The 16,171-nt window shown below is 69.3% G+C and carries 18 protein-coding genes; all 18 read left to right on the top strand.

The window, feature by feature from the left end; genetic code table 11:
- A partial coding sequence (locus tag K206_RS42955; RefSeq protein ID WP_231401625.1) for a hypothetical protein occupies nucleotides 1-246 on the top strand: 246 nt, incomplete at its 5' end.
- A gap of 283 nt (nucleotides 247-529) precedes the next feature.
- On the top strand, nucleotides 530-2,131 hold the full coding sequence (locus K206_RS0118010; protein ID WP_020203791.1) for an MFS transporter: 1,602 nt from the start codon (nucleotides 530-532) through the stop codon (nucleotides 2,129-2,131).
- A 51-nt stretch (nucleotides 2,132-2,182) separates the two neighbouring features.
- Nucleotides 2,183-2,617: a RidA family protein gene (locus K206_RS0118015; RefSeq protein WP_029043777.1), complete on the top strand. Its 435-nt coding sequence runs from the start codon at nucleotides 2,183-2,185 to the stop codon at nucleotides 2,615-2,617.
- Nucleotides 2,618-2,644: 27 nt separating this feature from the next.
- Nucleotides 2,645-3,169: a 3-hydroxyanthranilate 3,4-dioxygenase gene (locus tag K206_RS0118020; protein WP_020203793.1), complete on the top strand. Its 525-nt coding sequence runs from the start codon at nucleotides 2,645-2,647 to the stop codon at nucleotides 3,167-3,169.
- A gap of 31 nt (nucleotides 3,170-3,200) precedes the next feature.
- Nucleotides 3,201-3,851, top strand: coding sequence for a flavin reductase family protein (locus tag K206_RS0118025; protein WP_020203794.1), 651 nt, complete (start codon nucleotides 3,201-3,203; stop codon nucleotides 3,849-3,851).
- Between the two features lie 68 nt (nucleotides 3,852-3,919).
- Nucleotides 3,920-4,882 carry a LysR family transcriptional regulator gene (locus tag K206_RS0118030; protein WP_020203795.1) on the top strand — a complete coding sequence of 321 codons (963 nt, stop codon included), beginning with the start codon at nucleotides 3,920-3,922 and terminating at the stop codon, nucleotides 4,880-4,882.
- Between the two features lie 223 nt (nucleotides 4,883-5,105).
- The gene (locus tag K206_RS0118035) at nucleotides 5,106-6,188 is read left to right on the top strand and encodes a porin (protein ID WP_020203796.1); all 1,083 of its coding nucleotides are present in this window, start codon (nucleotides 5,106-5,108) and stop codon (nucleotides 6,186-6,188) included.
- A gap of 116 nt (nucleotides 6,189-6,304) precedes the next feature.
- Nucleotides 6,305-7,795 (top strand): 2-hydroxymuconic semialdehyde dehydrogenase, encoded by a 1,491-nt coding sequence (locus K206_RS0118040; RefSeq protein ID WP_020203797.1) that lies wholly within the window; start codon nucleotides 6,305-6,307, stop codon nucleotides 7,793-7,795.
- 33 nt (nucleotides 7,796-7,828) lie between these two features.
- Complete coding sequence (locus tag K206_RS0118045) at nucleotides 7,829-8,632, top strand: 2-keto-4-pentenoate hydratase (protein WP_020203798.1); 804 nt, start codon at nucleotides 7,829-7,831, stop codon at nucleotides 8,630-8,632.
- A complete protein-coding gene (locus tag K206_RS0118050; protein WP_043366861.1) occupies nucleotides 8,629-9,585 on the top strand; it encodes an acetaldehyde dehydrogenase (acetylating) in 957 nt (318 codons plus the stop codon). The genes K206_RS0118045 and K206_RS0118050 overlap by 4 nt, the downstream gene beginning before the upstream one ends.
- Before the next feature lie 11 nt (nucleotides 9,586-9,596).
- Nucleotides 9,597-10,640: a 4-hydroxy-2-oxovalerate aldolase gene (gene dmpG / locus K206_RS0118055; RefSeq protein ID WP_020203800.1), complete on the top strand. Its 1,044-nt coding sequence runs from the start codon at nucleotides 9,597-9,599 to the stop codon at nucleotides 10,638-10,640.
- The gene (locus K206_RS0118060; protein WP_020203801.1) at nucleotides 10,637-11,401 is read left to right on the top strand and encodes a 2-keto-4-pentenoate hydratase; all 765 of its coding nucleotides are present in this window, start codon (nucleotides 10,637-10,639) and stop codon (nucleotides 11,399-11,401) included. The genes dmpG and K206_RS0118060 overlap by 4 nt, the downstream gene beginning before the upstream one ends.
- Nucleotides 11,402-11,448: 47 nt before the next feature.
- The gene (locus tag K206_RS0118065) at nucleotides 11,449-12,471 is read left to right on the top strand and encodes an amidohydrolase family protein (RefSeq protein WP_029043779.1); all 1,023 of its coding nucleotides are present in this window, start codon (nucleotides 11,449-11,451) and stop codon (nucleotides 12,469-12,471) included.
- A gap of 43 nt (nucleotides 12,472-12,514) precedes the next feature.
- Entirely contained in the window at nucleotides 12,515-13,009 is a 495-nt protein-coding gene (locus tag K206_RS0118070; RefSeq protein ID WP_020203803.1) for a DUF4863 family protein, read from the top strand.
- A gap of 25 nt (nucleotides 13,010-13,034) precedes the next feature.
- Nucleotides 13,035-13,619: an NADPH-dependent FMN reductase gene (locus K206_RS0118075; protein ID WP_029043781.1), complete on the top strand. Its 585-nt coding sequence runs from the start codon at nucleotides 13,035-13,037 to the stop codon at nucleotides 13,617-13,619.
- A 726-nt stretch (nucleotides 13,620-14,345) separates the two neighbouring features.
- The gene (fur, locus tag K206_RS0118085) at nucleotides 14,346-14,792 is read left to right on the top strand and encodes a ferric iron uptake transcriptional regulator (RefSeq protein WP_020203805.1); all 447 of its coding nucleotides are present in this window, start codon (nucleotides 14,346-14,348) and stop codon (nucleotides 14,790-14,792) included.
- Nucleotides 14,793-14,877: 85 nt separating this feature from the next.
- Nucleotides 14,878-15,153, top strand: coding sequence for a hypothetical protein (locus K206_RS0118090; protein WP_020203806.1), 276 nt, complete (start codon nucleotides 14,878-14,880; stop codon nucleotides 15,151-15,153).
- Nucleotides 15,154-15,265: 112 nt separating this feature from the next.
- Nucleotides 15,266-16,066 (top strand): MipA/OmpV family protein, encoded by an 801-nt coding sequence (locus tag K206_RS0118095; protein ID WP_020203807.1) that lies wholly within the window; start codon nucleotides 15,266-15,268, stop codon nucleotides 16,064-16,066.
- Nucleotides 16,067-16,171: the final 105 nt, after the last annotated feature.

The raw sequence follows: 16,171 nt of genomic DNA on the forward strand, positions 1-16,171 counted from the left end.
ATTTGTAAGCGGGATCGGCGGGGGGGGGGGGTCGGGCGCCTGCGCGAGCAAGGACGCCCGGCAGTGGAAAAATGCCTTCCGCGCTACCTCGGCTGTCCGGGCACGATGCCTGGCGCCGGCCGGCTCGTAAAAAGACGACAGCCTCGCGCGGGAAATCGGATCGTTTTTTCCAGCGCCGTCTTTATGTTTTTCTTTTTCCGGATTCCCGCAACCATTTTTTTATTTTCATTTTCGATGCGCCGGTAAAAGGCCAATTTGCACCATTGGCGTGACGCAATACCGCCGCACGGCAGCGCGGGCATTTTTCGGGTGCAGCGCGGGGGAGGGATTTCCCTTATCCGCACCAGCGCGGCGCATCGCGGAAGTGCGTGGAAATACGGCCGGCATCGCCGCCGGCGAACTGATATAACGGCATGGAATATCAGCGGCCGCAGGATTGATTATGGCCGTCCAAATGCAGCTTTTAGACTCTCCCTCAACGGTAGCAACGGCGCTCCGTAGTCCGTGGCCGATAGTGGAGGAGATTCGAATGAGCAGCGAACTGACAGCGGACGTGCGAACGCGCGGCACCGCCAGGCGGGAAGAGATCAAGGTAGTCGTGGGCGCGTGCGTCGGCACCGTGCTGGAATGGTACGACTTTTTCCTTTACGGAAGCCTGGCGATTTTCTTTTCGTCACATTTCTTTCCGGCCGGTAATTCGACTGCCAGTTATCTGGCATCGCTGGCGACATTTGGCATCGGCTTTATTATCCGGCCACTCGGTGCCGTCGTATTCGGCCGCTTCGGCGACAAAGCCGGGCGCAAGGCCACCTTTCTCGCCACCGTGGTCTTGATGGGAATCTCGACGGCGGGCATCGGCCTGCTGCCTTCCTACGAAACCCTCGGCTGGGCATCCCCCGCCATCCTCGTCGTGCTGCGCTTGCTGCAAGGGCTGGCGCTGGGCGGCGAGTACGGCGGCGCGGCCGCCTACATCGCCGAACACACGCCCTCGGGCCGCCGCGGCTACGCGACCGGCTGGCTCCAGACCACGGCGACCTTCGGCTTCCTGCTGTCGCTCGCGGTCACGCAGATCTGCCGCGGCTGGATCTCGGCGGAAGACTTTGCCGCGTGGGGCTGGCGCGTGCCGTTCCTGGCCTCGCTGCTCCTGCTGGCCGTGTCGACCTACATCCGCACGACGCTGTCGGAATCGCCGGTCTTCAAGCGCATGAAGGCGGAGAACCGGACCTCGAGCGCGCCGCTGCGCGACAGCCTGATGGTCGGCCAGAACGTGCGGCGCATGCTGGCCATGCTGTTCGGCGCGCAGGCCGCCGTCGGCGTGGTCTGGTACACCTGCAACTTCTACGTGCTGTATTTCCTCACGTCCACGCTGAAGGTGCCGGCCAGCGACGCCTACGGCTACCTCGTCGTCGCGCTGATCTTCTCGCTGCCGCTCTACGTGTTCTTCGGCTGGCTGTCGGACAAGGTCGGGCGCAAGTGGATCGTGCTGATCGGCTGCGGCATGGCGGTGCTGACGTTCATGCCGATCTTCTCGCAACTGAGCAAGGCCGTGAATCCCGCGCTCGCGCAGTTCCGGCAGTCCGTCGCCATCCGCGTGGTCGCCTCGGACTGCTCGGGCGGCCTGTTCTCCGATGCCGGCACGCCGTGCGACAAGGCGCGCGACTTCCTGACCCAGGCCGGCCTGTCCTACCGCGTGGAGCCCGGCCTGGCCGGCGAGCCGCTGGTCACGTACGTCGGCGACGCGCCGCTCAAGGGCTTCGACGCGAAAGCCTACAAGGAGGCGCTGGCGGCCGCGGGTTATCCGGGCGCCGCCGACGACAAGGCGATCGACCGCCCGGCGATGTACGCGCTGCTGTTCCTGCTGATGATCTGGGGCGCGATGGCCTACGGCCCGATGTCCGCCTATTACGTGGAGCTGTTCCCGGCGGCCATCCGCTACACCTCGATCTCCATTCCGTACAACATCGGCGCGGGCTACTTCGGCGGGCTGGCCCCCTTCATGTCGACCGCGCTCGCCGTCAGGTCGGGCGACGTGCTGGGCGGCCTGTGGTACGCGATCGTCGTCGGCGGCGTCTCGGTGGTCCTCGGCATGTTCCTGCTGAAGGAGACCAAGGACGTCGACGTGAACCAGTGACGCGAACCCGTGAAGCGGCATTCCCGGCATTCAACCCATCGGAGCAACTCCATGACGCAGTCCAGTCAGGCACGACTAGTGCAAGGTAAGGCCACGCCACGCGGGCGATTCCCGCACGTGGTGCGCGCCGGCGATTTCCTCTTCGTCTCGGGCACCAGCTCGCGGCGGCCGGACAACAGTTTCGCCGGGGCGTCGGCGGACGAATTCGGCACCGCGTCGGTCGACATCCGGCAGCAGACGCGCGCGGTGATCGAGAACATCCGCGACATCCTGCGCGCGGAAGGAGCCGACCTGCGCAATGTGGTGGAGATCACCACCTTCCTGGTCAGCATGCACGACTTCGGCGGCTATAACGAAGTGTATGCCGAGTACTTCGACGAGGGCGGCCCCACGCGCACGACGGTGGCCGTGCATCAGTTGCCGCACCCGCTGCTGACCATCGAGATCAAAGCCATCGCCTACGCCCCGCGCGCGCAGGCGCAGTGACCAAGCCAGGAAGAACCGGAGAAGACAATGCTGCAGTATGGTGCGCCCTTCAATTTCGGCAGGTGGATCGACGAACACCGGCATCTGCTGAGGCCGCCGGTCGGCAACCGGCAGGTCTGGCAGGACGCCGACTTCATCGTGACGGCGGTCGGCGGCCCGAACCTGCGGACCGACTATCACGACGATCCGCTCGAGGAATTCTTCTACCAGATCGAGGGAAACGCCCACCTGAACCTGATGGTGGACGGCCGGCGCGAGCGCGTCGACCTGCGCGAAGGGGACGTGTTCCTGCTGCCGCCGCACGTGCGCCATTCCCCGCAGCGGCCCGAGGAGCGCAGCGTGTGCCTGGTGATCGAGCGCCAGCGCCCGCAGGGCGCGCTGGACGGGTTCGAATGGTACTGCCCGCGCTGCGACAGCCTGATCCACCGCGTCGAGGTGCAGTTGCGCAGCATCGTCGAAGACCTGCCTCCCCTGTTCGAGGCGTTCTACGCATCGGAGGAAAAGCGGCATTGCCGCAGTTGCGGCACCCTCCACCCCGGCCGCGGCGCCTAGCCCCCACAACTCCGGACCAAGGCATATCACCATGACAAGCATCGCGATGGCCGGCCTGACCACCAGGCAGAAGTACTGGCTCATCACCGGCAGCGTCGGCCCGCGCCCCGTCGCGCTGGTGACCACGCTGGGCGGGGACGGCGTGTGCAACGCCGCCCCCTACAGCGCGTTCAACTACATGGGCGAAGACCCGCCGCTGTTCGCCATCGCGGTGGACCGCTACGGCGACGAAAGCCACCGGCCCGGCGAGGCCAAGGATACGCTCACGAACATCCTGGCGCGGCAGGAATTCGTCGTCAACATGGTGGACGAACCCATCGTGGAACAGGCCGTGCGGTGCGGCAGCGACTTCCCCGCCCATCTCTCCGAGGCGGAGGCGGTGGGCTTGTCTCTCGCGCCGTCGCAGGCGGTGGCGGTGCCGCGCGTCGCGCAGGCGCCCATCGCCTGGGAATGCAGGCTGTACAAGGTCTTCGCGTTTTCCGCGCAACGCTCGATCGTGTTCGGCGAGATCGTGGCGATGTACGTGCGCGACGCGCTTTTCGACGAGCAGCGGCTGCGCATCCGGGTGGACGAGTTCGCCCCGGTCGGGCGGCTGGGTGGACCGAACTATTGCCGCACGTCCGACCGCATCCGCATTCCGGTGCCGACCTACCTGCCGTCGGTCGGCGCGGCAAGAGAATGAACGCCGGCCGCGAACGGGCCAGGCCCGCCGCGGCATTTCCCTGAGGTGACGTCCGAGGTGGCGATGCCATGCACATTCATCCGCTGACGCAAATCCGGCTGAGCCGCAGCCTGAAGCTGAGCCAGTTGCTGGTGTTCGACCGGGTCATCGAGACCGGCTCGATCCTGCACGCGGCCAACGACATGGGACTGACCCAGCCCGCGGTCACCAAGATCATTCAGGAGCTGGAAGCCGGCGTCGACGGCGCGCTGTTCGCGCGCTCGAACCGCGGCGTGGTGCCCACCGACCTCGGGCTGCTGCTCGCGCGCCGCGTGAAGTCGCTGCTGGCCGAGTTCCGCTACATGACCGAGGAGATCGACCAGTTCCGCTTCGGCACGGCCGGGCGCGTGGTGGTGGGGACCATGATCGCCGCCTCGGCCCACCTGCTGCCGTCGACCATCGCCAGGCTCAAGGAGCGCTCGCCGGACGTGGTCGTCACGGTGCGCGAAGGGCCCACGGCCCAGCTCTTTCCGGCGCTGGCCACCGGCGAGGTCGATATCGTCGTCGGCCGCCTGCCGGAGCGGGAGCTGCCGATTTCCGAGGCGTTCCCACTGGCCCACCAGGCGCTGTTCGAGGACCTGCTCGACGTGGTGGTGGGCAGCGCCAACGACGCCGTCGGGCCGTCGGTCACCTCGCTGCACGAGCTGGGCCGGCATCCGTGGATCCTGCCGACGCCGGATTCGCCGCTGCGCTACTCGGTGGACCGCATGTTCCGCAATGCCGGCATCGAGCTGCCGCGCGACCTGGTGGAGTCCATGTCGGTGCTGACCAACCTCGGGCTGCTGCTGACCACCAACCGCATCGCCGTCATGCCGCGCGTGGCGGCGCGGCAATTCGTGCAGGCCGGCCTGCTGCGCACGCTGTCCATCGCCGAGCTGGGCGCCTTCGGGACGGTGGGCTACTCGGTGCGCGCCAACAAGGACCTCACGCCGGCCTGCGAGGTCTTCATCCAGTGCCTGAGGGAAGTCTCCGGACACGACGAAGCCGGCTGACGCCCCCCGCCCTTCCCGCGGCGGCGGCCGCGATACCGATCTTGAACGTGCCATTCCAGGCCGGCAGGAAGGGCCGCGCTTTGCCCTTTTTTCCCGCAGTACCGAAGCGACCGCCCGCCACCCGGGGCCACACCGGGGCGCGCCGCGCCTCGCGCAAGTCCACACCCGAGCCACACGGAGCCATCCGGAGCCACACCGGCCCCCATACCAAGAAGGAGAGAAAGTGAAACTCAAGCAAGCCATCTGCGCGAGTCTCGCGCTTGCGCCGGCCGTCGCGCTCGCGCAGTCCGTCACGCTGTACGGCGTGATCGACACCGGCATCGAATACGTCAACCACGCGGACGCGGGCGGCCACGGGCTGGCGCGGATGAACAACCTGTCGGGCACCGTGCCGTCGCGCTGGGGCATGCGCGGCACCGAGGATCTGGGCGGCGGGCTGAAGTCCGCGTTCGTGCTGGAATCGGGTTTCGCGCCCGATTCCGGCGTGTCGAACCAGGCCGGGCGGCTGTTCGGCCGGCAGGCCTGGGTGGGGCTCAGCGGCCCCTGGGGCCAGGTCGCGCTGGGCCGCCAGTACACCATGCTGTTCTGGGCGACGCTCGACCCGGACACGCTCGGCCCGAACACGTTCGGCACCTCGTCGCTCGACAGCTACATGGCCAATCCGCGCACGGACAACGCCATTTCCTACAAAGGCACCTTCGGCGGGCTGACGCTCGGCGCCACCTACAGCTTCGGCCGCGACGCGGCTCCGGCCGGCACGCCGTGCGCGGGCGAGAACGCGGGCGACCGCAATGCCTGCCGCGAATGGTCGGCGCTGATCGGCTACGGCACCGGCGACTGGGGCGTCTTCGCCGCCTACGACTCGCTGCGCGGCGGCGCCGGCGCGGCCGGCGGCCTGACCAGCAGCGCGAGGAAGGACGACCGCCTCTCGCTGAGCGGCTTTGCCAACGTCGGGCGGGCCAAGCTCGGCGGCGGCTGGATACGGCGGGACAACGACGGCAACCCGGCCACGCCGCGCAGCGACCTCTGGTACGGCGGGCTGTCCTACGCCGTGACGCCGGCCTTCAGCATCGACGGAGAAGTCCTGTTCCTGCGCTACCACGACAGCGCGAACAAGGCTTGGCTGTACGCCGCGCGGGCCAACTACGCATTCTCGAAGCGCACCTCGGTCTATGCCACCGCCGGCTTCATCGACAACGGCGGGCAGCTCGCGCTGTCGGTCAGCTCCGGCGCCACGCCGGCCGCCACCCCGGGGGCCGGCGGCAACCAGCTTGGCGCGATGGTCGGCATCAAGCACATCTTCTGAGCGCGGCCCTGGCCGGCCCGTTATTCCACGCCCTTATATCAGCCGCCCAACGATTGATTATTCAACGCCGGGCGGCGCTCCTAAACTTGCCTCACCACCAGTTCGCAGGAGTATCCATGGAAGACTATGCAGCGGTCGCGGAGAAATTGCCCAGGCAATTGCGCAATTTCGTCGACGGGGAGTTCGTCGATCCGGCCAGTTCGTTTCCCAAGCTCAGCCCCGTCGATGGGCGCGAGCTCTGGCGCGTCGCCGAGGCCGACGCCGCCACGGTCGACGCCGCGGTGCGCGCGGCCCGGCGCGCCCAGCGCGGGCCGTGGCGCAGGTTCACGGCGGCGCAGCGGGCCGAAGCCCTGCACCGCATCGCCGACGGCATCCAGGGCCGCTTCGACGAATTCGTCGCCGCCGAGGTGGCCGACACCGGCCGCCCGGTCGAACAGGCCAGGACGCTCGACGTCGCGCGCGGCATCGCGAACTTCCGCACCTTCGCCGATCTCGCCAGCACCGCGCACGGCGAGTGCTTCGAGTCCACCGGCGCCGACGGCACGCATCTGCTGAACTACGTCACGCGCAAGCCGCTGGGCGTGGTCGGCGTGATCTCGCCGTGGAACCTGCCGCTGCTGCTGCTGACCTGGAAGGTCGCGCCCGCGCTGGCGATGGGCAACGCCGTGGTGGCCAAGCCGTCGGAGGAGTCGCCGGCCAGCGCGACGCTGCTCGCGGAGGTCATCCGCGACGCCGGCCTGCCGCGCGGCGTGTTCAACCTGATCCACGGCCACGGCCCGAACGCGGCCGGGGAATGGCTGACCAGGCACCCGGAGATCGACGCCATCACCTTCACCGGCGAATCGCGCACCGGCAGCACGATCATGAAGGCCGTGGCCGACGGCGTGAAGAACGTGTCGTTCGAGCTGGGCGGCAAGAACGCCGCGGTCGTGTTCGCGGACGCGGATTTCGACGCCGCGGTGGCGGGCGTGCTGCGCTCGAGCTTCACCAACGCGGGCCAGGTCTGCATGTGCACCGAGCGCGTCTACGTCGAGCGCCCGATCTTCGAGCGCTTCGTCGCCGGGCTGAAGGCGGGCGCCGAGGCGCTGCGCGTCGGCTCGCCCTACGTGGCCGGCAACACCACCGGGCCGATGATCTCGGCGGCGCACCGCGACAAGGTGCTGGGCTACTTCAGGCTCGCGCGCGAGGAAGGCGCGAGCGTGGTGACCGGCGGCGGCGTGCCCGACTTCGGCGACGACTGCGACCGCGGCGCGTTCGTGCAGCCGACGATCTGGACCGGACTGCCCGACAGCGCGCGGTGCGTCACCGAGGAAGTGTTCGGTCCCGTCTGCCACGTCGCGCCGTTCGACACGGAGGACGAGGTGGTGGCGCGCGTCAACGACAGCAAGTACGGCCTGGCGGCGAGCGTGTGGACCACGCACCTGGCGCGCGGCCACCGCGTCGCGCAGCAGATCGAGACCGGCATCGTCTGGGTCAACGCCTGGTACGCGCGCGACCTGCGCACCCCGTTCGGCGGCGCCAAGCTGTCGGGCTTCGGGCGCGAAGGCGGACGCCACTCGATGGACTTCTATTCGGAGCTGACCAACATCTGCGTGACGGTGGAATAAGGTCGAACAAAGGTCGAACAAGGTCGAATAACCATGGCACATCAACAACCGCTGCAAGGCATCGCCGACGCGCTCTGGCAGGCCCACGCCAGCCGTCCGTTCAGCCCCGCGCTGCCCGTGCGCGAGGCAATCGCGGAAATAGGCGGCATCGCGCTCGACAATGCGTACCGCGTCCAGCAGATCAACATCGCGCGCCAGGTGGCCGCGGGCGCGCGCCGCGTGGGGCGCAAGATCGGCCTGACGTCGAAGACCGTGCAGGCCCAGCTCGGCGTGGACACGCCGGACTTCGGCACGCTGCTGGACACCATGGCGTACGGCGACGGCGAGGAGATCCCGTTCGCCCGCGCGCATCAGCCCAAGGTGGAGGCCGAGATCGCGCTGGTGCTCCAGCGCGACCTGCCGCACGCGCGCCACACGGTGGCGGACATCATCGGCGCCACCGCCTACGCGCTGCCCGCGCTCGAGATCGTCGGCAGCCGCATCGCCAACTGGAACATCCGCCTGCTCGACACGGTGGCTGACAACGCCTCGGGCGGGCTGTTCGTGCTCGGCACGCGCCCGGCCGGCCTTCACGCGCTCGACCTCGTGCGCTGCGGCATGTGCATGGAGCGCGGGGGCGAACAGGTCAGTGTCGGCGCGGGCGCCGCGTGCCTGGGCAACCCGCTCAATGCCGCGGTCTGGCTGGCCGACACGATGGCGCGCGCCGGCGAGCCGCTGCAGGCCGGCGACATCGTGCTGACCGGCGCGCTCGGCCCGATGGTCGCGGCCGCGCCAGGGGACGTGTTCACCGCGCGGATCGAAGGCCTGGGCGAAGTGCGCGCGGCTTTCTCGCAATGACCGGAGTAGCTATCGTGAACGACAAGACCAGATTACCCGTTGCCATTATCGGCTCCGGCAACATCGGCACCGACCTGATGATCAAGGTGCTGCGCCACGCACGCCATCTCAGCATGGCCGCCATGGCCGGCATCGACCCCGCCTCGGACGGCCTGGCCCGCGCCGCGCGCCTGGGCGTGGCCACCACGGCGGGCGGCATCGACGGCCTGGTCGCGATGCCGGAATTCCGCGGCGTGCGGATCGCGTTCGACGCGACCTCCGCCGGCGCGCACGCGCGCCACGCGCAAGTGCTGGCCAGCCACGGCGTGACCGTGGTCGACCTGACGCCGGCGGCGCTCGGGCCGTTCGTGGTGCCGTCGGTCAACCTCGACGCGAACCTCGATTCGACCAACGTCAACATGGTGACGTGCGGCGGGCAGGCCACCATCCCGATCGTGCGCGCCGTCTCCGACGTGGCCAGGGTCCACTACGGCGAGATCGTCGCGTCGATTTCGAGCCGCTCGGCCGGACCGGGCACGCGCGCCAACATCGACGAGTTCACCGAAACCACCTCGCGCGCCATCGAGATCATCGGCGGCGCCACGGTCGGCAAGGCCATCATCATCCTCAACCCGGCCGAGCCGCCGCTGCTCATGCGCGACACGGTCTATTGCCTGGTCGACGCGGACGCAGACACGGCGCGCATCGAAGCCTCGATCCACGCCCAGGTGCAGCGCGTGTCGGCCTACGTGCCCGGCTACCGCCTCAAGCAGGCCGTGCAGTTCGACCGCGTGGAACTGCCGGCGCGCTTCGCCAGAACCGGCGCGCCGGCGGCCGGCATCAAGGTCGGCGCGTTCATCGAGGTGGAGGGCGCGGCGCACTACCTCCCCGCGTATGCCGGCAATCTCGACATCATGACGTCGGCCGCGCTGCGCACCGCCGACCAGATCGCGGCAAGGCGGCTGGCCGCCTGAAGGAACACACCATGACCGACAACACCAGGAACATCTACGTCTCGGACGTGACGCTGCGCGACGGCATGCATGCCGTCCGGCACCGCTACACCGTGGACCAGGCCGTGCGCATCGCGCGCGCGCTCGACGAGGCCGGCGTGGACAGCATCGAGGTCGCGCACGGCGACGGCCTGGCCGGCTCCAGCTTCAACTACGGGCTGGGCGCGCACACGGACTACGAATGGATCGCCGCCGTGGCAGGCGCCGTGCGCAAGGCACAGGTGGCGACGCTGCTGATCCCGGGCATCGGCACCGTGCACGACCTGCGCGAGGCCTACGAGGCCGGCGCGCGCGTGGTGCGGGTCGCGACGCACTGCACCGAGGCCGACATCTCGCGCCAGCACATCGAGCACGCGCGAGCGCTGGGCATGGATACCGTGGGCTTCCTGATGATGAGCCACATGACCACGCCCGGACATCTCGCCACGCAGGCCAGGCTGATGGAAAGCTACGGCGCGCAGTGCATCTACGTGGTGGACTCCGGCGGCGCGCTGGACATGCGCGGCGTGGCCGAGCGGTTCCGCGCGCTCAAGGCGGTGCTCGACCCGGCCACGCAGACGGGCATGCACGCGCACCACAATCTCTCGCTCGGCGTCGCCAACTCGATGACCGCGCTCGAGGAAGGATGCGACCGCATCGACGCCTCGCTGGCCGGCATGGGCGCCGGCGCCGGCAACGCGCCGCTGGAGGTGTTCATCGCCGCGGTGGACCGCATGGGCCTGCCGCACGGCTGCGACGTCAGGAAGCTGATCGACGCCGCCGACGACCTCGTGCGCCCGCTGCAGGAGCGGCCGGTGCGCGTGGACCGCGAAACGCTCGCGCTCGGCTACGCCGGCGTCTACTCGAGCTTCCTGCGCCATGCGGAGGCGGCCTCGGCGAAGTACGGCATCGCGGCATTCGACATTCTCGTCGAGCTCGGACGGCGGCGCATGGTGGGCGGCCAGGAGGACATGATCGTGGACGTGGCGCTCGACCTCGCCCAACGCAACGAACAGCAACCGGCGAGGGCGGCATGATCGACATCGAAAACGCGGCGCGGCTGGTGGACGAGGCGGCGCTGAACGCGACGGCCGTGCGGCAACTGACCGCGGGCGACGACTTTTCCGTGGCGGACGCCTATCGCATCCAGCGCGCCTCGGTCGAACGCCGCGTGCGGCGCGGCGAGCGCCGCATCGGCATCAAGCTGGGCTTCACGAGCCGCGCCAAGATGGTCCAGATGGGCGTGTCCAGCCTGATCTGGGGCTGGGTCACCGACGCCATGCTCGAAGACGACGGCGGCGGGGTCGACCTGAGCCACTTCATCCATCCGCGCGTCGAGCCCGAGGTCTGCTTCCTGACGCGGCGCGCGATCGACCGGCCGCTCACGGCGCTCGAGGCGAAGGACTATCTGGAGGCCGTCGCGCCGGCCATGGAGATCATCGATTCGCGCTACCAGGATTTCCGCTTCACGCTCGAAGACGTGGTGGCCGACAACTGCTCCAGCGCCGGCCTCGTGGTCGGCGCCTGGGCGCGCGATTTCGACGGCCTGCGCAACGCCGGCGTGATCCTGCGCGTGGACGGCCGGGACGTGCAGATCGGCTCGACCGCCGCCATCCTCGGCCATCCGGTGCGTGCCGTGGTGGAAGCGTCGCGCCTGGCCAGCGAGTCGGAGACGGCGCTGCCGGCCGGCTCGCTCATCATGGCCGGCGCGGCGACCGCCGCGCACGCGCTCGCGCGGGGCAGCCACGTGCAGGCGGTAGTGAACGGCGTCGGCGAGGTCGAGTTCACGACCCGGTAGACGATTCGATTGTGTAGCCTCATCACCAGTGAAGGCATAGCCTGACCATGACCTTGCGAATTGACATGCACTCCCACTTCTTCCCGACCATCTCGCGGGAGGAGGCGGCACGGATCGACCAGCCGGGCGTTCCCTGGCTGGCGGTCGACGACGGCGGCGAGACCGGCATGATCATGCTCGGCGACCAGGCCTTCCGGCCCGTCGAGCGGCCCTTGTGGGATCCGGCGCGGCGCCTCGAGCAGATGGACCGGCAGGGCATCGACATCCAGTTGATGTGCGCGACGCCCGTCATGTTCGGCTACCGCTACGCCGCGGCGACGGCGCTGCAATGGGCGCAGCGCATGAACGACAAGGCGCTCGAACTCTGCTCGGCGGCGCCGGCGCGGCTGATGGCGCTCGCGCAGGTGCCGCTGCAGGACGTGGACCTCGCCTGCCGGGAGGCGTCCCGCGCGTTCGCGCAGGGCCATCGCGGCGTGCAGATCGGCAACCATGTCGGCCCGCGCGACCTCGACGACGACGCGCTGGTGCGGTTTCTCTGCCATTGCGCGCACGAGGGCATCCCGGTGCTCGTGCATCCGTGGGACATGATGACCGACGGCCGCATGAAGCGCTGGATGCTGCCGTGGCTCGTGGCCATGCCGGCCGAGACCCAGCTCGGCATCCTCTCGCTGATTCTCTCCGGCGCGTTCGAGCGCATCCCGCGCTCGCTCAAGCTGTGCTTCGCGCACGGCGGCGGCAGCTTCGCCTTCCTGCTCGGGCGGGTCGACAATGCCTGGCGCCATCGCGACATCGTGCGGGAGGATTGCCCGCACCTGCCGTCGTCCTACGTCGACCGCTTCTCGGTGGACAGCGCGGTGTTCGACGAAAAGTCGCTGACGCTGCTGGTCGACGTCATGGGGGAGGAACGGGTCTTGCTGGGGTCCGACTACCCGTATCCGCTCGGCGAGCAGTCGATCGGGGCGCTGGTGGAAAACCACGGCGGCCTGAGCGAGCGGGCCAGGCGCCGCATTCTCGGCGGCAATGCCGCCGCATTCTTCGGCCTGCCCGCGCCGGCGCGCGCGGGCAGCTGATCCAGACCGACCCAGACCGATTCATTCAGACAAGGAGAGCCACATGCTGCCGCGCGGTCCACACAAGGAGGAGTTGCTGCAATGGGTGCGTCGCCTGTGCGACGCGATGCGTTCACGCCCGCTCGACGAGTCCCTCGAAGCGGACCTCAACAAGGCGTTCGGCGCGGGCACCGCGCCATACGAGGCGATGTGCCGGCTGCTGAAGCTGGGCGTCGAGGAAGGCTGGGCGGGCTACGTCGAGATCGACGGCGCCGCGTACCGGCGCGGGCGCATCGCCGAGCCCTCGCCCGACACCGCCGGGATGAGCGTGGAGAGCGGATTGCTGCGCGACGTGAAGGGCCAGTACCACTGCCACACGCGCGGCGAGATCAACATGATCATCCCGCTGGAGCCCGACGCGCAGTTCTGCGGGCACGGCGCGGGATGGCGCGTCTTCGCGCCGATGAGCGAGCACTTTCCCACCGTCGACGGCCTGGCCCTGATGATGTATTTCCTGCCGGGCGGCGAGATCGAGTACCGGCCGCCGCCGGCCCGATGACGGCAACCTTTGTCCAGGAGTATTCGTGACCATCAGAATTCTTGCGGTGAGCGGCAGTTCGCGGCGCGGCTCGCTCAACCAGAAACTGCTCGACGTCGCGGCGCGCGGCGCGCGCGGCGCGGGCGCCGCCGTGACGCCGGTCCGGCTGGCGGACTACGCGCTGCCGCTCTACGACGGCGACCTCGAGGCCGACCAGGGCGTGCCCGCCGCGGCCCGGCGCCTGCAGGCGGACTTTGCCGCGCATGACGCCTTGCTGATCGCCACGCCGGAATACAACGGCGGTTATGCCGCGGCGCTGAAGAATGCGCTCGACTGGGTGAGCCGCCCGCGGCAGGACGGCACCTCCGGCGTCGCGCTGCTCGCCGGCAAGGCCGCGGCGCTCGTTTCGGCATCGCCGGGCCAGCTGGGCGGACTGCGCTCCCAACTGGCGCTGCGTACGGTGCTGGACAAGCTCGGCGTGCTGGTGCTCCCCGATGCGTTCGCGCTCGGACTCGCGCACGAAGCATTCGACGACGCGGCGGAGCTCAAGGACAAGGCGGCCGAGAAGGCCGTCCTCCATGTCGGCGCGGCGCTGTGCCGGACCGCGCGGCGCCTGGCGGCGGGGAGCTAGTCCGCCCGCCCTGGCCACTCCCGATGCCGCCGGGCGCGTACATCGGCGCCTTGCGCGTCGCGGCTTCGGCCGTGGACTCCACGACGAAGGCCGCCAGCCGTGCGCCGGGCCGGCGGACCGAGGCGCCGTGGCGGGTCAGCGCGGCTTCGAGCATTTCCACGATCGCCCGCGACACGCGCCAGAGGTGGCGGACCCCGGTCCCACCCGGCCTCGCCCGCCTTTTTTCAGACAAGCCGCAAATTCTTCTTGTAATGAGATTAATTCCCATTTACTATGGCATCACTGTCTGACGCGAGGCAAGCAGCACCAGCCCGGCAGGTAGCAGGATCACCGCAGAAAAAGTAGCAGCGAGCAGCAAGGCCGGCGGCAAGTCCGCGGCCAACCGGATTTTCGATGTGGCGCGCAAGCGCGGCATCCATCACCGTCTTTTGTGGGGACCGCTCCGTACCGCGGAGCGTTTGGCAGTAGCCAGTCACCGGAAGATCGGGAAAGCAACCAGACCCCGCTTTCCCGATCGCGTCTTCGGCCGACAAGCCAAGCCATCTTTTTATTCCGCAAGCCGTGCCAGCACGTCTTGCAGCCAGCGGGCGGCCTTCCGTGCAGGATGCCGCCCGCTGCATTCCTGCGGTCTGGACAGCGTACGCTCGCGCGAAGCGCGCCGCGGCGCGGCCGGCCGGAGCACCACCATTTCCGATCGATGCGCCCGCATGGGCGCGAAGCCGCAGCATGCTGATGCCTCCAGACAGTACCGACCCGATTGACCTGAAGCGCGCCGGCCTCAAGGCGACTTCCCCGCGCGTGCGCGTGCTGGAAGTCTTCCGCGCCAGCGAGCGCCGCCATCTCAGCGCCGAAGACGTCTACCGCATCCTGCTGGCGCAGGACGTGGATGCCGGCCTGTCCACCATCTACCGCGTGCTCAACCAGCTGGTGCAGGCCAACATCCTGCTGCGCCACAGCTTCGAGGCCGACCACGCGGTGTTCGAGCTCAACGAGGGCGGCCACCACGATCACCTGATCTGCGTCGCGTGCGGCCACGTGGAGGAATTCCGCGACGAAGCCATCGAAGCCCGCCAGCGCGAGGTGGCTTCCGCCAACGCCTTCGTGCTGCGCGAACACATGCTGGTGCTGTACGGCCTGTGCCCGAGATGCCGGGCCGACAAGGCCATCAACTGACACGGCCGCCGGTTCCCCGTCCTCCGTCACCCGGAACCTCGGCCCCTGCCCGGCTGCGCCCGCCGGGCCGTAACCGGAGTCCGACATGGATCGCCAGATCAAACCCCTGCCCGAACTCAAGCGCCTGCTGAGCCACTGGCTGCGCGAGCAGCCCGGCTGCCAGGATTGCCAGCTGCGCGCGGTCTGCGTGCATCGCCCCGACCACACCGGCTGCAACTGGAGCGCCGAGGTCGACTTCCCCGACCGCAGCGACGAAGAAGCGGTCAGGAGCCTGCCGCTGGCACGGCGGGTGGTGGTCAGGGTGCGGGAGCGCTTCAACGTCGAGGGCATCGGCGCCGGCCGGCTGACGCCGACCGCGTAGCCTTCGCGTTTTTTTGCACGGCGCGCGCCGCCCACGCGCGCCGCGTCCGGCTAGAATCCCGCACTGCCCCGTGCGTGCAGGACGGGATCCACAATATCGAGCCGGACCACCAATGCCCACCATCCATGCGCCGCGCCGCGCGCTCCTGGCACTCGCCCTCACGCTCAGCATGCCGGCCGGCTGGGCGGCGGACGGCGCCGCCGCGGACCAGACCGCTCCCGCCAGCAACTGGAAGATCTCCGCCGGCCCCGGCGTCTACGTGGCCCCCGACTTCCCCGGCGCGCGCAGCACGCTGGTCTACCCGATCGTCTACCAGGACATCGACTACGGCGGCCGCTTCTTCTCGCGCGGCTTCGACCTGCTCGGCGTGTATGCGCTCAACAACGACATCTGGCAGATCGGCGCGGACTTCCAGTTCGACCCGACCTGGCGGCGCAGCAAGAACGACCACCGGCTCGACGGCCTCGGCGACGTCAACATGACCATGCGCGCGCGCGCGTTCGCGCAGGCGCAGGTGTCGTTCATCACCTTCTCGGCCGACGTGGCGCAGGACATCGCCGGCCAGGGGCAGGGCCTGGTCGCCAACGGCGACGTGCTGTTCAGCCTGCCGGCGGGCAAGTGGCTGTTCACGCTGGGCCCGGGCGTGACCTGGACCAACGGCAAGTACATGCAGACCTTCTTCGGCGTGACGGCGGACCAGAGCGCGCGCTCGGGCCTGCCCGCGCACGCGGTGGGCGCGGGGCTGCGCGAGTGGCACGCCAACGGCATCGTCACCTACGAGATCTCGCACAACTGGTCCGCGCTCGGCTCGCTGACCTTCGCCCGGCTGGAGGGCGACGCGGCCAGCAGCCCCGTCACCGAGCGCCGCCAGCAATGGACCGCGATGGCGGCGCTGACCTACCGGTTCCGCTGACGCGGCGCCGCGCGGGCCGTTGGGACCGTCAGGGCCGTCAGGGCCGCCCCGGCACCGCGGGCGCCACCGCCACGGCGGGCGCCGGGCGCAGCACCAGCCACACCG

The organism is Cupriavidus sp. WS (genome assembly GCF_000395345.1).
GTDB classification, from domain to species: domain Bacteria; phylum Pseudomonadota; class Gammaproteobacteria; order Burkholderiales; family Burkholderiaceae; genus Cupriavidus; species Cupriavidus basilensis_B.

Bases quoted from the DNA above. Each gene is read 5' to 3' on its own strand.
- K206_RS0118010 (WP_020203791.1), top strand. From the start codon at position 530: ATGAGCAGCGAACTGACAGCGGACGTGCGAACGCGCGGCACCGCCAGG.
- K206_RS0118015 (WP_029043777.1), top strand. From the start codon at position 2,183: ATGACGCAGTCCAGTCAGGCACGACTAGTGCAAGGTAAGGCCACGCCA.
- K206_RS0118020 (WP_020203793.1), top strand. From the start codon at position 2,645: ATGCTGCAGTATGGTGCGCCCTTCAATTTCGGCAGGTGGATCGACGAA.
- K206_RS0118025 (WP_020203794.1), top strand. From the start codon at position 3,201: ATGACAAGCATCGCGATGGCCGGCCTGACCACCAGGCAGAAGTACTGG.
- K206_RS0118030 (WP_020203795.1), top strand. From the start codon at position 3,920: ATGCACATTCATCCGCTGACGCAAATCCGGCTGAGCCGCAGCCTGAAG.
- K206_RS0118040 (WP_020203797.1), top strand. From the start codon at position 6,305: ATGGAAGACTATGCAGCGGTCGCGGAGAAATTGCCCAGGCAATTGCGC.
- K206_RS0118045 (WP_020203798.1), top strand. From the start codon at position 7,829: ATGGCACATCAACAACCGCTGCAAGGCATCGCCGACGCGCTCTGGCAG.
- K206_RS0118050 (WP_043366861.1), top strand. From the start codon at position 8,629: ATGACCGGAGTAGCTATCGTGAACGACAAGACCAGATTACCCGTTGCC.
- dmpG (WP_020203800.1), top strand. From the start codon at position 9,597: ATGACCGACAACACCAGGAACATCTACGTCTCGGACGTGACGCTGCGC.
- K206_RS0118060 (WP_020203801.1), top strand. From the start codon at position 10,637: ATGATCGACATCGAAAACGCGGCGCGGCTGGTGGACGAGGCGGCGCTG.
- K206_RS0118065 (WP_029043779.1), top strand. From the start codon at position 11,449: ATGACCTTGCGAATTGACATGCACTCCCACTTCTTCCCGACCATCTCG.
- K206_RS0118070 (WP_020203803.1), top strand. From the start codon at position 12,515: ATGCTGCCGCGCGGTCCACACAAGGAGGAGTTGCTGCAATGGGTGCGT.
- fur (WP_020203805.1), top strand. From the start codon at position 14,346: ATGCTGATGCCTCCAGACAGTACCGACCCGATTGACCTGAAGCGCGCC.
- K206_RS0118090 (WP_020203806.1), top strand. From the start codon at position 14,878: ATGGATCGCCAGATCAAACCCCTGCCCGAACTCAAGCGCCTGCTGAGC.
- K206_RS0118095 (WP_020203807.1), top strand. From the start codon at position 15,266: ATGCCCACCATCCATGCGCCGCGCCGCGCGCTCCTGGCACTCGCCCTC.